The sequence below is a fragment of the Bacillus sp. LJBS17 genome, from assembly GCF_019334685.1.
Taxonomy (GTDB): domain Bacteria; phylum Bacillota; class Bacilli; order Bacillales; family Bacillaceae; genus Bacillus; species Bacillus subtilis.
Genome location: NZ_CP079759.1, coordinates 2,618,176 through 2,634,048 on the forward strand (window position 1 = coordinate 2,618,176; position 15,873 = coordinate 2,634,048).

Consider the following 15,873-nt stretch of genomic DNA (forward strand, 5'->3'; position numbering starts at 1 on the left):
ACTCATTGCCCTGCTTTAATTAATTTTAAGCCCTCGCACTATGCCCCCCTGAATTAAGTATTCGATGTAACTTTGAAATTAAGTTTATGAAAATCTGTCACAAACCCTTATTTTCATAACACATCATTTGTTTCAGCTTCCCTCGCGAATACCGGATTAATGCTCGGCTTTAAGATAGTCAACCAATCTCTCCGCACTGTTCTTAACATCTTCTTTTGAAAGATGAAGTGTCCCATATTGTGTAAACGCAGGAAGAAAACGCATTCCTATATAGTTAGCAGTGACTTGAAACGGTCTGATAAGCTCGCTGATCGTGATATTATATTCTCCGCCTGCTTGATAATCAGATTCCTGTGCGCCTAAGGAGATAGCTAAGAGTAGTTCTTTTCCATGCAATTTAGTTCCTCCAGTTCCATAAGCCCAGCCATGTGTTAACACATCATCTTCCCATTGTTTGAGTAACGCGGGACTGCTGTACCAATACATTGGGAACTGAAAAACGATACGCTCATGATCTAACAGGAGCTGCTGCTCTTTTTCTACATCAATGATAAAATTAGGGTATTCACCGTACAGGTCATGAACCGTAATGTCTTTCTCTTGCTTTAAACGATTCATCCAGGTTTTGTTGACAACAGACGTTTCCAAGTTAGGATGTATAACGATAACTAATGTTTTCATTAGACTGATTATCCTTTCTTTGCCAATTAGTTATTATTGCTTTTACGATAATGAATTGATTCTAATTTTAAAATTGCAACTTTATTTACACCTATTTTATCCTTTTTCATGAATTCAGGGCAACTAATTGGGCACCAAAATCAACGATGACTTAAGACATTGTTTTGTAGAAATCCGATATAACAGAATAATCCCTCATTTAGAAAATTTTCACCTTTTTCCTCAATCCTTACCAATTTAAACTCATTATAGAGATACTTTATCACCAACTTTAAATAATAATGGAATAAGTGCTAATAAAATAATTCCTACAACCAACGTAGATATTATTAACTCCTTCCATACAATCAAATTCTTTAAAAACATTTGATAAATAACTAATGAGTTTACTGGAATGTTAAGCAATAAGCCCGTAAGAAGTCCAGGTGCATACTTTTTCATTACAACAGTTGCGATAAGATGTGGAAAAATAGCGTTGATAACCATAGAACCTAGAAAGCCAATGAAAATCCATTTTGCAATATCTGATTCTGGCATATATAAAAAACCAAATGCAGATAAATAAGCCAACATAGTTATAACAATGACAGCAAAATGAAATTCATTTGAAGTTACTGGCTTTTGAAACTTTGAAGATTGTTGTGACCACTCAGGTAACCAAATAGCTTCCTCAATATTATGAAGTGTAATAGCAAAACAAAAAAATGCTACGAAATAAACCACCTATCATTTCCTCCTCGGTGCCACAACCAATATGGTTTGGCAACATTATATTACATTTGAGGCTGATTGGATATGGTGTTAAAAGAGAGAAGAATCTGCCTTAGTAGTTGCTTCATAATTATATGTGCAATAACGTGTTGTTACGTGGCATGTCATATTCAAATATAATAACTCTAAAGCAAACAAAGATACCTATATAGTTTGGCATCCTCTTTTTTAGTTCGAGTCCCTCTATTTATTTTGGGCACAAAATAGACATAATTTATATTGACTCATTATACCCATCACATACCATACCCCTTAAACCAATCAGGATTAAAATGTTTTAAAAAAGGTGATCAAAGATGAAGTTATGGTCTCTTTATTTTATGAATGCTGTCTTAATGCAAAACAACACTGGACACCACTAAGTCAAATGCATTTCATGGTACTATAGTTTAGACTTGTCCAAGTCACCATTATCAAAAAGAATTTCATCAAGCACTTGAAACATTTATTGAACGTGGCCAAGTGTCATAACATTAATAAGAAACCAACGAGTGATGAATCTTTTAATCTTTCATTTTACCAGCTGACTCATATCAAAGAAGCTCTAACCAAATTTTAATAGCTGTCGCACCTATTAATAGCGCTAAAATCCATTGCAGGAATTTTGTATTTACTTTTTGCCCAACTGATGCACCAATAGGAGATGCAATTAAACTAGCAATCATAAGAACCAGAGCTGGTACAAAAAGAACCTGGCCCGTGATTACTTTACCAACTGTTGCGCCAATAGATGAAAGAAATGTAATCGCAAGAGATGAAGCGACTGTGACTCTAACAGGAATATTTAAAATCGATAACATAATGGGGACTAGGATAAAGGCGCCGCCAGCTCCTAAAATACCTGATACGCCACCAATGATAAACGTTAAGGAAGAAGCCAACCATTTATTAAATATCACTTCCTTATCTTCGCTATGTTCTTGTCCTTTTTGTCCTTTTTTAGGTATAAACATTAAAATAACTGCTATAATAGCCAGAATTCCGTATATAAAGTTAATTCCTTTTTCAGATATATAATGAGAAAAGTAACTCCCCAATACACTCCCTAAAAGGATGCTGCTTCCCATGTAAATCATTAATGCTTTATTTAGAAGACCACTCTTACGATAAGCCCAAACACCGCCGAGTGTCGCAAAAAAAACTTGAATAGCCCCTATCCCTGAAACTTCATGGGCAGTTAATGACATCACTCCCACTAAAGAAGGAATGTACAATAGCATTGGATAATTAATAACTGCTCCGCCAATACCAATCATTCCGGAAATAAAGGCACCAATAAACCCTATAATGAAAAGAGTTGTGATAAAGGCAATATCCACTTTGGTTTCCTCCTTTCAAAGGAAAAGGGTATCTTTTTATTCGATACCCTTTCACATTATTAGCCTTTTTTAATCCAGAATTTCAATACATCACCTTCATCAGTTTGCTCTAAAAGGTCATGTCCGCCTGATTTAGACCAGGCTGCAAGATCATTTTTAGCTCCCTTATCTGTTGCATGCACTTCTAATATTTGACCTGATTCCAGTTCATTCATCGCTTTCTTTGTTCTGACAATTGGCATTGGGCATGCCAAGCCTTTTGCGTCTAATACTTTATCTGATTTCATGTTCATCTCTCCTCTTTTTAGCAGAAACTTGTGTTACCGTATTGCACAGCGGTTTGGGCCAATCTCCATTTCACGCTGTTTTTCTTCATCTGGGCTGATTTTCCCCATGTTTGTTTCTCGAATCTCTTGGTATGCATTTGGTTGCGGAGGCAAATGATCTGTTACTAGGTGTCTAAATTCTGTTTCATCCGCAATGTTCAAACCATGGTTCTCGCTAAATAATGTACTTAGTTTTTTACCAACACTTCCATCCTCATTTAGCTCGTCAATGATCATAAAGTGTGCCGGTAATACAATTAAATCCTTTGATAACGCTTTGTAACGGCTATAAAGCGTTTTTCTTAAATCTCCTACCCAATCTTCTGCCATACCGGCTAAGTCTGGTCTGCCGATTGAATCAATAAACAAAATATCACCTGAAAGAAGATACAGATCATCGACAATGAAAGAAGTGGACCCAATCGTGTGCCCCGGAGAATAAATCGGTTGAATTTTAATCGTTGTATTTCCAATAATAATGTCATTTCCTTCTTCCAACGGCTGATAATCGAATACCACTTCTTCAGCATCTTTAGGCGGTAACCAGTAGGTTGCTTTTGTTTTTTCAGCAATGACTCTGCCGCCTGAAATATGGTCCGCGTGAAGATGTGTATCAAATACGTGAGTAATCGTTGCACCCTTCTCCTTCGCAAAATCCATAAAGAAATCTACCATACGTGTCGCATCAATAATTGCTGCTTCACCATTGGAAATGACCATGTATGACAAGCAGCCTTTACCGATTCGAACAAACTGATACATCTCACCGCCATCTTTTAAATCCCCGACTTTTACCGGCTCTAAATGTTCGCTCCATGCTTTCATTCCACCCTTAAGGTAGGATACAGAATGACCTGCTTCAGAAAGCATTTCGGATACCATGACGGATGAACCTTCTTTTGCGCAAACGACCAGCACTTCTTTATCAGAAGGAATTTTCTCCAAGATATCTTCTACGCCATCTAAAAGATCAAAATAAGGAACATTCAAATGGTCAAAGTCATGCCCTTCTATCTTCCAATCGTTAAAATCATTTTCATTACGCACATCCAAAATAAATAAAGGTTCTTTGTTAAAGATTTTTTTTGTCGCTTCTTTTGGGGTCATTGCCTTTACGGTCATGTTTCAATACCTCCTATATCAAATCTTTTAGCGGGACTAAAACGTTAAGGATACATCAGCATCTTTCGCAAAACCAAAAAAGGTAACAGCCCCGCCTACTTCGATTCCTTCCATAAAATCATCTTTTGTTAAACCCATAACGTCCATCGTTATTTGACAACCAAATCATGCAACTCCCATTTCAATCAGTTTAGGAATAGAAGGCACATTTGCTTTCTTACAACCTTCTGCGACATGTTCTTTTCCTTGTCGCAATATTACAGACTTTATAAGCATCAAACAGACCGCCATTTGCCGCAATAATCGCTACTCTTGTACTCATCTGTTCATAATGCTTTTTATTTATTCGGTTTTACCTGTCCAACCCCGCATACCGGGGACAACATTAATAACCTTTTTAAAACCTTGTTTCTTCATGGTGCGGGCCGCCATTTCACTCCTTCTTCCCGAATGGCAGATAATATAAATTTCATCATTTTTGTTTAATTCGTCAGAGCGCTTTTCCACTTCACCAAGAGGGATATGCACAACTCCAGGGATATGAGCTTTTTCATATTCCTCTATCTCTCGAACATCTAAAATGTTAAGAGACTCGTCACTATCTACTTTCTGTTTGAAAGCTTCTAATGAAATCTCAGGAATTGAAGATGCATTTTCTGATGAATGCTCTCCTCCTTTTCGAAGAAAATGACGAAGTATTTCTCCCTCTGCTTCAGTACCTAGATATTCATGGCCTGTACTTTTTGCCCATGCTTCCAGATCTGCTGTAGAACCTTTATCTGTCGCATGAATTTCCAATACTTCACCAGCTTTTAAATCCTTCATTCTCTTCTTCGTTTTTACGATAGGCATTGGACACGCCAAACCTTTAGCGTCTAGTACAATATTTGCTTTCATCATTTTTTCCTCCTTTTCTCATATAGGGGTGGGGGTATATAAATATACAAAAAGTTTCTCCCTAGAAGTTAATACCATGTATTCATACCCCCTTTTATATTTGTGATCTTTTTAAATCCTTGTTTCTTCAATATTTTTACTTCCCTTTAAACTTCTCCTTCCGCTTAGCAATGAGTAAATGAGTAACATTAGATAAATAAGTTGACACTGCCTTCCTCAGCATCTGCCAAATAAGCTGCTACACCAGCATAGTCAATATCATCTAATAGTTCTTTTTCCTGTAAACCAAGAAGATCCATTGTCATCGTACAAGCTACGAGCTTTACCCCCTGTTCTTGAGCCATCTCAATCAACTGAGGCAAAGGAAGTGCATTATGCTTTTTCATCACATTTTTAATCATTTTAGGGCCCATACCTGCAAAGTTCATTTTAGATAAACCCATCTTATCAGCACCACGAGGCATCATCTTTCCAAACATTTTTTCAAGAAATCCTTTTTTCACTGGAATCAGCTCTTCTTTACGTAAAGCGTTTAATCCCCAAAAAGTATGGAAGATCGTCACTTCATGATCGTAGACAGCTGCACCATTTGCAATAATATAGGCTGCCATTGCTTTATCATAATCCCCGCTAAATAAAACAATTGTTGTGCGTTTTGTTTGTTCTGTCATGTTTATTCTCCTAACTAATTACCCCCGCGGGTATATTAAAGTCAAAAAATTTTTTCGAAAGATCTGCTATTATTCAACTCTTTAAATACCGGTAGGGGTATAATATGACGCATATAAAAATTCGTCAACCTTAGGTTGATGAATTTTTATCGGCTCTTTACCAATAAGTCAACTGCTTCTTTTACTAAATTTTGTGTGTCTTCGCCTTTTTCTAAACTTTCACGAACACAATGTTCAAGGTTTGTGCTCACAATTAAACCCATCGCTCGATCGATCGCATTACGGGAAGCTGCTAATTGGGTCACAACCTCTCTACAATCTTTTCCTTGTTCCATCATAGTCAATACACCTTTAATTTGTCCTTCAATCCGTCGTAAGCGGTTTTTAATCTTTTGATCATACTCCATATATCAATGAAATCCTTTCTTTCATTTATTTTTACATTTACATGTTGCCAGTTCATAACTGTTTACATGGATACCTTTGCGCTTTAGAAAACGCACTCCTAAATTTAATTCCACCCGATCACGAGCTATTATGTGTATTTTATCACGTGGAATCTCTAAATAAAAACGTTTTAGATACGCATATGGGATGTTTAAAATAATATTATCCGAAAAATTGGGTACATCGTTATAATGGCGAATATCTAATATTGTCATGTCTATAGCCTTTAATTTATCTTTATGGATACAAGAGATTCCGGTTATAGGATAATAACGTCTATACGTTGCAATGATAATCACAAAAATAAGCAGGAATGCAATAACTAAATAATTGATACTACTTACACCACCTTATTAACTCTTTGTTATTCACAAAACTATAATATACCCCCTCAGGTATATAGTCAAGTGTGAAAGTTACTTACTTTGAGCTGATAGATTCATTCCAATATCCGCGGATTGAAAAAATACTTACATTTCGATAATGCCAATTCTGCTAAAAAAGTAACTCGAATAAAGAAATAAGCCGATTTTATTTTAAATCGACTTTATTTTATCAATTACTTTTTAAATTAGCACAAGACTGCTTGGATATTACATTGGGTTTCATTTGCATAAAAACAATTCTTAGGTACTGGTTCCCCATGTTTCATGCTGGATGTGACTCCAATTACTCAGAAATCTGCGAATAACTATGCTAATCTTCCGCAGCCACTGCATCTGCTTTGGTTTTATGAACTGTACCAAATGGATGGTTAGGAGGAGCATAAATGGAGTAAAGTTTTAATGGCGTATTACCTGTATTAATCACGTTATGCCAAGTGCCGGCAGGTACAACAATGGCAGAATCATCATAAACATTTCTTTGAAAGTTCAAATGACCTTTGCTCTTTCCCATTTTGACGATCCCACGCCCCTGCTCAATCCGTAAGAACTGGTCAACGTTAGGATGGATTTCCAAACCAATGTTTTCTCCAATACCAAGACTCATCAAAGTAACTTGAAAATGCTTTCCTGTCCATAAAGCAGTACGGAACGTATTGTTTTGTTTTGTGGCTCTATTGATATTTACAACAAATGGTTTTGGTCCATAATCCTTCAAAAGAAGGTTTCTATCTTCATATGAAGAGCGCAAATCGGCACCTCTGTGTACGTTCCCCATCTCATTTGGAATAGTCCAATAAACAGATCTTCCATCATTATACATCGGTACAGTCACATAATAATAACATTGAGGCGAAAAAGGGTTATAGTACATTTTTTGATCCCCACAATTATAAATTTTTGTGATAGTATCCTATGCATTTATTAAGGGAGTGTGCTAAATCAAGAAAACTCATATTAAACACAAAAATGAATCTTCGATCACCGTTTGATTCACGGATGAATAATTTATCACCGACCTTGTAATCGTTTTCTGGATATTGAATTTCACTAGCCTTTGTTAACAAGACATCGAATGACACTTTTATATGATGGATTATCAAAAGTCGACGATCCTAAATGGCTTTTGAACATTTACATAGCACAACAACAGAGTATACGGAATTATGTTGTTTGTCCCCCCTATCCCAGCTCTTTTAGATTTATCCCTTTGGATGCGCCTTGATGGCCAGCTTTTCAGCAGCATAGTATTTAGCGCCTCCTGAAGCGTTATAGCATATTTCAACGCCGATAGACTTGCGGTTCCCAGTGCCGTTTGTACCGTCACCTGTATGTGGGCTCGTTTTTAGTAAACCAGTTTATATTCTTTTTGGGCACACAATAGAAGCAATTTTTCCATATGAAAATCTCGTAATCTTACACCTCCTTAACTTGAAGGAGGATTTTGGCATATGTATTTTCATACCCGTCAACTACCATCTCATCTAGCATATATTCCTCATATGCATTTTCCCCTATTTGCATTCCATTTCTTTCAATGAACTCAATGATTCTCCGGTACGCCTCTTCAGTATTTCCGCCTATTTCATATCCAACTGCATACAGGCCTTTTGGCCGTACATGATAATTTATATTCTCTGCCCCATCTTTTACTTTTATATAAAAGTAACTGTAATTGTAGAAGTCTTTTTCTAAGATTTGTTCCCGTGCAAAGATTCCGCCTATCGGATATCCTTCATCTAATTCATATTGCTGAACTTCATGAATGAGTTCTGAAATGGCTGCCACATATTTTCGTTCCGGTAAGTTTAATGTTTTTCGGCTTAACATGAATGTTTCTTCATTTAAATATTCAAAAGAAATTGAGGAAAAGTCAGTCTCAAGTGCTTGTTCTGTAAGCGTCACTTTTGTTTGTAAGATCGTTTGCAACTGCTTAAGCTCATTTATTTTTTTATCAATCTCAATAGACTTTTCTTTTAGAACATGCAGGATCTTGTCTGGTGTTTTTCCTTTTATTAGACACTTTATTTCTTTTAATGGAACCCCAAGCTCTTTAAATAGACTGATGACTTGAAAAATCTCAAATTGATGATAGGAATAATATCTATACCCATTTTCTTTTTTTATTTCCGGCGAGAAAAGACCAATCTCATCATAATGAAATAAGGTTTGTTTTTTTACACGGCAGAGCTTCGAAAACTCCCCTGTTGTGAAATACTTCTTAACATCTTCGCTCATAAAAACCTCCTTGACTATACGGTAACCATATACCTTATGATTTGATTGTACTTGAAAAAAGCTTCAAGCGAAAAGGATAGGTAAAAAGGGTTCAATTGAGTAAAAGGGGAATTCAGATGAAAGAATCAATAAATGAGCAAAAAACGATATTCATTATACTATTAAGCAACATCTTCGTAGCATTTCTTGGTATCGGTTTAATCATTCCAGTTATGCCTTCTTTTATGAAAATCATGCATTTATCCGGCAGCACAATGGGTTATCTTGTTGCGGCTTTTGCCATTTCTCAGTTAATTACTTCACCTTTTGCAGGTAGGTGGGTTGACCGTTTTGGGAGAAAAAAAATGATTATTCTCGGGTTGCTTATATTCAGTTTATCTGAGTTGATTTTCGGATTAGGGACCCATGTTTCAATATTTTATTTCTCGAGGATATTGGGTGGTATAAGTGCGGCTTTTATCATGCCCGCGGTAACAGCATATGTAGCTGATATGACAACCCTAAAGGAAAGGTCAAAGGCTATGGGGTATGTTTCTGCTGCAATTAGCACCGGCTTTATTATTGGGCCTGGTGCGGGAGGATTTATTGCCGGCTTTGGTATCCGCATGCCGTTTTTCTTCGCCTCCGCCATCGCGTTAATAGCAGCTGTCACTTCCGTTTTTATACTAAAAGAGTCATTGTCGATAGAAGAACGCCATCAACTCTCATCTCATACAAAGGAATCAAATTTCATTAAAGATTTGAAGAGATCCATTCATCCTGTCTATCTCATTGCATTTATTATCGTCTTTGTAATGGCTTTTGGTTTATCAGCTTATGAAACGGTATTCAGCTTGTTTTCTGATCATAAATTTGGCTTCACACCAAAAGATATTGCAACCATTATTACGATTAGTTCCATTGTTGCGGTAGTTATTCAAGTTTTACTATTCGGGAAATTGGCCAACAAACTTGGAGAGAAAAGAATGATTCAGCTGTGCTTAATAACCGGAGCGATCTTGGCTTTCGTGTCTACTGTTATGTCAGGATTTTTAACTGTTTTGCTTGTAACTTGTTTTATTTTTCTAGCGTTCGATTTGCTACGTCCGGCCTTAACCGCTCATTTATCCAATATGGCCGGTAACCAGCAGGGTTTCGTAGCAGGCATGAACTCCACATACACCAGCCTGGGAAATATATTTGGACCTGCTTTAGGCGGTATACTATTTGATCTTAACATTCATTATCCTTTCCTTTTTGCAGGTTTCGTTATGATTGTCGGCCTTGGTCTTACAATGGTTTGGAAAGAAAAAAAGAATGATGCTGCAGCTTTGAATTAATTCATTTTCTATAAAGTCAAGTCATTTGGATGCAGGGAATGCCTCTGGTTAGGCACAATAAGAAAAGGTACTTAATTTGATAGGCTACATGTTGCTTGATGTGAAAATAGTTTATGCTGAGTTTTAGCAATATCAGGATTTCATCTGCCATCACCTTAAGCCGCAGCCTAACCGGGATAAGAAAAAAGGAGAATGTAGTATGAGTATAAACATAAAAGCAGTAACTGATGATAATCGTGCTGCAATTCTTGATCTGCATGTCAGCCAGAATCAATTATCATATATTGAATCTACAAAAGTATGTTTAGAGGATGCAAAAGAATGTCACTATTATAAACCTGTCGGGCTTTACTATGATGGAGATCTAGTCGGTTTTGCAATGTATGGATTGTTTCCCGAGTATGATGAAGATAATAAAAACGGACGAGTCTGGCTTGACCGATTTTTTATTGACGAACGCTATCAGGGAAAAGGATTAGGGAAGAAAATGCTTAAAGCCCTCATTCAGCACCTTGCTGAGCTATATAAATGCAAGAGAATTTATTTAAGTATATTTGAAAATAATATTCATGCTATACGCCTTTATCAAAGGTTTGGTTTTCGATTTAATGGTGAACTCGACTTTAATGGTGAGAAGGTAATGGTAAAAGAGCTATAGATATCCAAGCCTCCTTGTTTGCTGAGAAACGTTTGAACTTCGATAATGATTACCTACTTAAACTGCAAGATCATTGTTTAAAAAAGCCTGGATGAAAATTTCATCTCAGGCTTTAAGCATCTTATTAGTCAAAATCTCATGTGCTTTATCTAGATGTTATTCTTTTTTCCGGACAATTTCTAAATAATTAATATGCCGGCCAACTGTTTTGTGCACTTTGAAAATATACCCATCGGCTTCTATAACGGATCCAACTGCAGCGTCTATTTGTTGAGTCATAAACCAGCCGCCTATCGTATCCACTTCATCACTTGCTAACGTCGTTCCCAATAAATCATTTACATCCTCAATGAGCACTTTCGAATCTATGATATAGTGATTATCGTTTACTTTTCTAATATCAGACACTTCATCTTTATCAAATTCATCTCTGATATCCCCGACAATTTCTTCAAGAATATCTTCAACAGTGACTAAACCTGAAGTGCCGCCATATTCATCCACAAGAATAGCGATATGTGTTCGCTCTTTTTGCATTTTTACCAATAAATCATGAATTGGAACGGATTCAATAACATGGATAACAGGGTTGATATGATTTTCTAACTTGAAATTCTCTTTTATCTTCTGGTCTGTGTCAATATAAGCTGACAAGAATTCTTTAGCATTGATAAAACCAATGATTGAATCTTTATCTCCATTTAGGACTGGGTACCTTGTATAACTCTCTGTCTTAATGGTCTTAACAATAGTTTCATAAGAATCCTCACTAGAAATCGCTACGATCTCTCTTCTCGGAATCATAATTTCTTTGGCAATTCTTTCATCAAATTCAAAAATATTATTTACATATTTCAACTCATTTTTATTGATTTCACCGCTCTTATAGCTTTCAGACAGTAAGATGCGCAGTTCTTCTTCAGAATGAGCAAGTTCATGTTCTGATGCAGGTTTCAAACCGAAGAGTCCTACTATAAACCGGGCTGAACCATTTAAAAACCATATAAAAGGGAACAGGATGCGGTAAAACCAAATAATTGGCTTTGCAGTCAAAAGAGTGATGGTTTCCGCTTTTTGGATAGCGAGTGTTTTAGGAGCAAGTTCTCCAACTACAACGTGCAAAAAAGTCGCCATCACAAAAGCAATCACTAAGATCAATACATGTGAGACTGTTTCACTTACATGAAAATGAGCAAATAAGGGGTGCAAAATCACTTCAAAAGTCGATTCTCCAACCCAGCCAATTCCCAACGCTGTAACCGTGATCCCTAATTGACAAGCTGACAAATACTCGTCCAAATGAGTAATGACCTTTTTGGCTGATACGGCACCTTTTTTTCCCTCTAATATGAGTTGGTCAATTTTTGATGACCTGATCTTTACTATCGCAAATTCAGTCGCAACAAAAAATGCTGTTAAGACAATTAATATAGTAAAGATTATAAGGTTAATGGTTGTCAATGATTTGCCTTACCTAGTAAGGCGTACACCTCCGATATAAATATTTATTTTTCTAACCTTTTTTTCTGAATAAACAAAAAACAATATATATAACATTATAAGTTCAAAAGAACCTAAAATCAACTCTGAATGATGTAAATAATCATCTTTTTCCGTATGGAGAGTGGTTCCCATAGTATTCAACTAACGATTGGTGACGTTTTAAGGCTTAAAAAAGAAAGCAAAATAAAAACACACCTGAATTTTCTGGTGTGTTTCAATAATACCCAACCGTCTTAATTTATTTGATGTCTTTATTAAGGTTTTCTCTTAAAATTTGAATCAATTCCGCCTGTTGCTTTATATTTTTGCGGCCATTTCTATTAATTGCAGCAAGTTCACAGACAATTCCAGCTGAAATGAAAAACAATAGACCTTCAAACATTTTAAATCCCCCACCGTCTAAGTGATAGTCAAATGTGTTTTTTCTTTTTGCAATACCTGCTTATAATCTTCCTTACGCTGATATATGTTATTTAAAATGAGTCCAATAATGACAAACAGTGTTCCTACTATATCAAAAGCAGTTATGTTATATCCTTTGATCACCATGATTAACAATGTAGTGATGGGGACAAAGTTAATAAATAAAATCCCGTTAATGGATGATAGGATTTTAATGCCATAGTTCCAACTAAGGAGGGCTATGATACCTGGTAAAGTAATCATAAATAAAAAATCATACTTAATTGCTGCAACTACTTTAATACTCGGTACCGACACGTAACCTTGCGCGGTAAGTATAGCTGTCATGATTCCTGTTATAGCTGTGCCGAATAAACATGTCAATGTTGAATAACGAAGTGTGGACCACTCTTGGAATAACTGTCCCCCCATTGTGTAGACAACCCATCCTAAAACACCAATGAATATAAAGAGTAGCGAGAATAGATGATCCCCTAATGAAAAAAAGAAACTTATATTACCTTTGGTTATGACCATCGAAGCCCCCAAAAAGGCAATCAATATACTGATCATTGTGTATTTTTTAGGTTTCACATGTTTATATCCCCATAGAATAACAATTGAAAGCATCGGCATGAGTGCCTCGGCAATGGACGCTGTCATAATTCCAGACTTCCCCATCAACCTTTGACCTAAAAAAATAAGAACATTGTATACAGTAAACGCCATCACCCCAAATAAAATGATCCATTTTGCTTTACCCTCTAAATGAAATGATTTTTTTCCTTCTCTCACTAATAATAAAATCACTAACATAATTGTTACCACACCGTAGCGAATAAATGAAAAATAAAACGGATCAATAAATTCTAATGCATGATCTGCAACTGGAAACATCGCGCCCCAAGACATACTTGCCACTAAACATGTAAGGGCACCAATGAATAATTGACTTTTTTTCATTGAATTCCCCTCCTTTTCTTAAAAATTACAATGAGAATTATAAAAAGAAGTAAGCATCAAGTAAAATGAACAAAAGTGATGAAAAACATCATTGATAATGATACTTTAATGAAGGGGGGATCTTCATGGAACTGCGAGACTTACAAATTTTCAAATGCGTAGCCCATCACAAGAGTATTACCGGTGCTGCAAAAGAGTTAAATTATGTACAATCTAATGTAACTGCGCGGATTAAGCAATTAGAGAATGAGCTCAAAACACCTCTTTTCAATCGCCATAAAAAAGGGGTTTCACTAAGCCCAGAGGGCCGAAAAATGATTGAATACGTTAACAAAATTTTGAAAGATGTTGAAGAACTGGAGCAGGTCTTTCTAGATACTGAAATACCATCTGGAATATTAAAAATCGGTACAGTGGAAACAGTGAGGATACTGCCGACCATCATAGCTTCCTATTATAAAAAGTATCCTAATGTGGATTTATCATTGCAGGCTGGTCTAACAGAGGAACTTATTAAAAAGGTCATGAATCACGAATTAGACGGAGCTTTTATTTCAGGCCCTTTGAAACATTCTATTCTAGAACAGTATGATGTTTATACTGAAAAACTTACTCTAGTAACCAGTAACAAAACGTTTAATATAGAGGATGTTTCAACGACTCCGATTCTTGTTTTTAATCAGGGGTGCGGGTATCGGTCTAGGCTTGAACAATGGCTCAAAGATGAAGGTGTGCTCCCAAACAGAATGATGGAATTTAACATCCTAGAGACAATCTTAAATAGTGTTGCACTTGGACTCGGTATAACAGTGGTACCGGAATCTGCTGTTATGCATCTAGCTGCACAAGGTAAGGTTTATTGTCACCCATTACCTGAGAAAGATAGCTGTATCTCAACAATCTTTATACGCCATAAAGATGCGTACCTGACAAATTCAATGCGCAGCCTCCTTAAGACCATTGTTGAACATAAAAATATGAGTATGTCTTAAAGAGCTTTTTCTCTTTCTATGTTAACTTCTTAAATAAAAGAGAAGGCGCATCTCCACTTCGCTACCCTTATTCACAATAAAATAGAGCAGTAAACATGTGAGTTACTGCTCTGCTTCGTTTATCCACCGTTCATTTGTTTTACAATGTATTCAGCATCATTTCCTACGCCTTGAAGCAACGCTGAACCTCGCTTATGCTGCCAAGGCAACCCTATAAAGTACAATCCTTCTACAGGTGAAACACCTCTATGATGTATGATTCGACCTTCTTGATCCAAAACACCTTTTATATTTATCCAACATAAGGGATTCCTGAAACCAGTAGCCCAAATAATATTGTTTACTTCTAATGTAGATGAATCTTTAAAAATGATTTCATTTTGCTTTGCGGCAATGACTCTTTTTTTTAAGATGATCTCCTTCTGTTTTATTGCATGTTTTAATTCATGCCCAAATACTGGATCACCTTTCTTTTGAATGAATTTGCCTACTATTGATGTATGACTTGCATGTAAAACTCCTAATTTATCAAACCACCAAAAGATGCTTCTTTTTCCGATCATTAAAGGGAAATAAACTAGTTTATTACTACAGGCTAAATATGTAACTCTTTCTTTGGATAATTCAACAGCTATCTGAGCACCACTATTCCCACCACCAACTACTAGTACATTTCCATATGCCAATTGTTTTGAATTCTTATATTGTGATGAGTGTAGTTGATTAATATGATCAGCTAAATCCTTTGATATTGATGGAATACTAGGGGTATGAAAAGGCCCTGTAGCAATGACAAGATTCTTCGTTTGATATTCTTCCCGATTTGTTTTTATTAAGAAATAATTCTTTATTTTTAGGACACTTATTACTTCTGTCCGTAATTGGATTGGAATTTCAAATTTTTTAACATACTTCTTTAGATAAGCAACAATTTCATTTTTTGTAGGAAATCCATGTTTTTCTCCTTCAAGATGCATTCCAGGCAAAGAGCTATACATTCGAGAAGTAAATAAAACTAATGAGTCATACCGATCTTTCCAGCTCTCCCCCACCTCATGACTTTTATCCAAAATGATAAACTTTTGATCGGACTGCTTAAGATAATATCCTATCGAGATCCCTGCTTGACCAGCCCCGATTACGATAGTGTCGTACACATTATCACCCCGCCAATTTCAAAT

The 15,873-nt window shown here is 36.1% G+C and carries 18 protein-coding genes and 4 pseudogenes; 3 read left to right on the forward strand and 19 right to left on the reverse strand.

All coding sequences use genetic code 11. The features are described 5' to 3' along the window. Positions 1-156: 156 nt before the first annotated feature. From KXZ66_RS13585 to bltR, 15 genes and pseudogenes are all read right to left on the reverse strand, one after another. Positions 157-681: an NAD(P)H-dependent oxidoreductase gene (locus KXZ66_RS13585; RefSeq protein ID WP_003246192.1), complete on the reverse strand. Its 525-nt coding sequence runs from the start codon at positions 679-681 to the stop codon at positions 157-159. Positions 682-927: 246 nt separating this feature from the next. Then, a complete protein-coding gene (locus KXZ66_RS13590; RefSeq protein WP_049141119.1) occupies positions 928-1,404 on the reverse strand; it encodes an HXXEE domain-containing protein in 477 nt (158 codons plus the stop codon). A 581-nt stretch (positions 1,405-1,985) separates the two neighbouring features. Then, positions 1,986-2,771 carry a sulfite exporter TauE/SafE family protein gene (locus KXZ66_RS13595; RefSeq protein ID WP_219144593.1) on the reverse strand — a complete coding sequence of 262 codons (786 nt, stop codon included), beginning with the start codon at positions 2,769-2,771 and terminating at the stop codon, positions 1,986-1,988. A 59-nt stretch (positions 2,772-2,830) separates the two neighbouring features. Further along, a complete protein-coding gene (locus KXZ66_RS13600) occupies positions 2,831-3,058 on the reverse strand; it encodes a sulfurtransferase TusA family protein (RefSeq protein ID WP_003156135.1) in 228 nt (75 codons plus the stop codon). Between the two features lie 33 nt (positions 3,059-3,091). Then, positions 3,092-4,226: pseudogene (locus KXZ66_RS13605) on the reverse strand (MBL fold metallo-hydrolase). A 29-nt stretch (positions 4,227-4,255) separates the two neighbouring features. Further along, positions 4,256-4,541 (reverse strand): annotated as a pseudogene (locus KXZ66_RS13610) (DsrE/DsrF/DrsH-like family protein). 20 nt (positions 4,542-4,561) lie between these two features. Beyond that, a complete protein-coding gene (locus KXZ66_RS13615; RefSeq protein ID WP_049141116.1) occupies positions 4,562-5,119 on the reverse strand; it encodes a sulfurtransferase TusA family protein in 558 nt (185 codons plus the stop codon). Positions 5,120-5,184: 65 nt separating this feature from the next. Beyond that, positions 5,185-5,281, reverse strand: a pseudogene (locus KXZ66_RS22770) (rhodanese-like domain-containing protein); the annotation flags it as partial. A 23-nt stretch (positions 5,282-5,304) separates the two neighbouring features. Continuing rightward, positions 5,305-5,787: a DsrE/DsrF/DrsH-like family protein gene (locus KXZ66_RS13620; protein WP_049141115.1), complete on the reverse strand. Its 483-nt coding sequence runs from the start codon at positions 5,785-5,787 to the stop codon at positions 5,305-5,307. Positions 5,788-5,933: 146 nt separating this feature from the next. Continuing rightward, positions 5,934-6,194 (reverse strand): metal-sensitive transcriptional regulator, encoded by a 261-nt coding sequence (locus tag KXZ66_RS13625; protein WP_003237170.1) that lies wholly within the window; start codon positions 6,192-6,194, stop codon positions 5,934-5,936. A 21-nt stretch (positions 6,195-6,215) separates the two neighbouring features. Beyond that, positions 6,216-6,533: a sulfurtransferase gene (locus KXZ66_RS22610; RefSeq protein ID WP_080286220.1), complete on the reverse strand. Its 318-nt coding sequence runs from the start codon at positions 6,531-6,533 to the stop codon at positions 6,216-6,218. A gap of 397 nt (positions 6,534-6,930) precedes the next feature. Further along, positions 6,931-7,491: a cupin domain-containing protein gene (locus tag KXZ66_RS13630; RefSeq protein ID WP_049141114.1), complete on the reverse strand. Its 561-nt coding sequence runs from the start codon at positions 7,489-7,491 to the stop codon at positions 6,931-6,933. Positions 7,492-7,716: 225 nt separating this feature from the next. Beyond that, complete coding sequence (locus KXZ66_RS13635; protein ID WP_032726231.1) at positions 7,717-7,863, reverse strand: hypothetical protein; 147 nt, start codon at positions 7,861-7,863, stop codon at positions 7,717-7,719. Then, positions 7,841-7,951: pseudogene (locus KXZ66_RS22615) on the reverse strand (N-acetylmuramoyl-L-alanine amidase); the annotation flags it as partial. The gene KXZ66_RS13635 and the pseudogene KXZ66_RS22615, both read right to left, overlap by 23 nt. A gap of 82 nt (positions 7,952-8,033) precedes the next feature. Continuing rightward, the gene (bltR, locus tag KXZ66_RS13640) at positions 8,034-8,855 is read right to left on the reverse strand and encodes a multidrug efflux transcriptional regulator BltR (RefSeq protein WP_014480349.1); all 822 of its coding nucleotides are present in this window, start codon (positions 8,853-8,855) and stop codon (positions 8,034-8,036) included. A gap of 116 nt (positions 8,856-8,971) precedes the next feature. Between bltR and blt the strand changes: the two genes are divergently transcribed. Together blt and bltD are read left to right on the forward strand one after the other, a co-directional pair. Continuing rightward, positions 8,972-10,174 carry a multidrug efflux MFS transporter Blt gene (gene blt / locus KXZ66_RS13645; RefSeq protein WP_151870138.1) on the forward strand — a complete coding sequence of 401 codons (1,203 nt, stop codon included), beginning with the start codon at positions 8,972-8,974 and terminating at the stop codon, positions 10,172-10,174. A 199-nt stretch (positions 10,175-10,373) separates the two neighbouring features. After that, entirely contained in the window at positions 10,374-10,832 is a 459-nt protein-coding gene (bltD, locus tag KXZ66_RS13650; RefSeq protein ID WP_041850101.1) for a spermine/spermidine acetyltransferase, read from the forward strand. A gap of 156 nt (positions 10,833-10,988) precedes the next feature. On the opposite strand, the gene KXZ66_RS13655 is transcribed toward bltD, so the two are convergent. The 3 genes from KXZ66_RS13655 to KXZ66_RS13665 form a co-directional block, all read right to left on the reverse strand. Continuing rightward, on the reverse strand, positions 10,989-12,293 hold the full coding sequence (locus tag KXZ66_RS13655; protein ID WP_049141112.1) for a hemolysin family protein: 1,305 nt from the start codon (positions 12,291-12,293) through the stop codon (positions 10,989-10,991). 280 nt (positions 12,294-12,573) lie between these two features. Next, positions 12,574-12,717: a YrzO family protein gene (locus tag KXZ66_RS13660; RefSeq protein ID WP_017697705.1), complete on the reverse strand. Its 144-nt coding sequence runs from the start codon at positions 12,715-12,717 to the stop codon at positions 12,574-12,576. A 17-nt stretch (positions 12,718-12,734) separates the two neighbouring features. Beyond that, positions 12,735-13,700, reverse strand: coding sequence for a DMT family transporter (locus KXZ66_RS13665; RefSeq protein WP_038829688.1), 966 nt, complete (start codon positions 13,698-13,700; stop codon positions 12,735-12,737). Between the two features lie 125 nt (positions 13,701-13,825). On the opposite strand from KXZ66_RS13665, the gene czcR reads away from it, so the two are divergent. Continuing rightward, positions 13,826-14,692, forward strand: coding sequence for a LysR family transcriptional regulator CzcR (czcR, locus tag KXZ66_RS13670; RefSeq protein WP_032726237.1), 867 nt, complete (start codon positions 13,826-13,828; stop codon positions 14,690-14,692). A gap of 119 nt (positions 14,693-14,811) precedes the next feature. On the opposite strand, the gene KXZ66_RS13675 is transcribed toward czcR, so the two are convergent. Then, complete coding sequence (locus KXZ66_RS13675) at positions 14,812-15,849, reverse strand: flavin-containing monooxygenase (protein ID WP_029318140.1); 1,038 nt, start codon at positions 15,847-15,849, stop codon at positions 14,812-14,814. Between the last annotated feature and the right edge of the window lie 24 nt (positions 15,850-15,873).

What these genes read in the sequence shown, in the direction of transcription:
- KXZ66_RS13660 (WP_017697705.1), bottom strand. Translation starts at nt 12,717, where the DNA reads ATGTTTGAAGGTCTATTGTTTTTCATTTCAGCTGGAATTGTCTGTGAA.
- KXZ66_RS13615 (WP_049141116.1), bottom strand. Translation starts at nt 5,119, where the DNA reads ATGATGAAAGCAAATATTGTACTAGACGCTAAAGGTTTGGCGTGTCCA.
- KXZ66_RS13635 (WP_032726231.1), bottom strand. Translation starts at nt 7,863, where the DNA reads ATGCTGCTGAAAAGCTGGCCATCAAGGCGCATCCAAAGGGATAAATCT.
- KXZ66_RS13630 (WP_049141114.1), bottom strand. Translation starts at nt 7,491, where the DNA reads ATGTACTATAACCCTTTTTCGCCTCAATGTTATTATTATGTGACTGTA.
- KXZ66_RS13625 (WP_003237170.1), bottom strand. Translation starts at nt 6,194, where the DNA reads ATGGAGTATGATCAAAAGATTAAAAACCGCTTACGACGGATTGAAGGA.
- KXZ66_RS13600 (WP_003156135.1), bottom strand. Translation starts at nt 3,058, where the DNA reads ATGAAATCAGATAAAGTATTAGACGCAAAAGGCTTGGCATGCCCAATG.
- blt (WP_151870138.1), top strand. Translation starts at nt 8,972, where the DNA reads ATGAAAGAATCAATAAATGAGCAAAAAACGATATTCATTATACTATTA.
- KXZ66_RS13620 (WP_049141115.1), bottom strand. Translation starts at nt 5,787, where the DNA reads ATGACAGAACAAACAAAACGCACAACAATTGTTTTATTTAGCGGGGAT.
- KXZ66_RS13665 (WP_038829688.1), bottom strand. Translation starts at nt 13,700, where the DNA reads ATGAAAAAAAGTCAATTATTCATTGGTGCCCTTACATGTTTAGTGGCA.
- czcR (WP_032726237.1), top strand. Translation starts at nt 13,826, where the DNA reads ATGGAACTGCGAGACTTACAAATTTTCAAATGCGTAGCCCATCACAAG.
- bltR (WP_014480349.1), bottom strand. Translation starts at nt 8,855, where the DNA reads ATGAGCGAAGATGTTAAGAAGTATTTCACAACAGGGGAGTTTTCGAAG.
- KXZ66_RS13585 (WP_003246192.1), bottom strand. Translation starts at nt 681, where the DNA reads ATGAAAACATTAGTTATCGTTATACATCCTAACTTGGAAACGTCTGTT.
- bltD (WP_041850101.1), top strand. Translation starts at nt 10,374, where the DNA reads ATGAGTATAAACATAAAAGCAGTAACTGATGATAATCGTGCTGCAATT.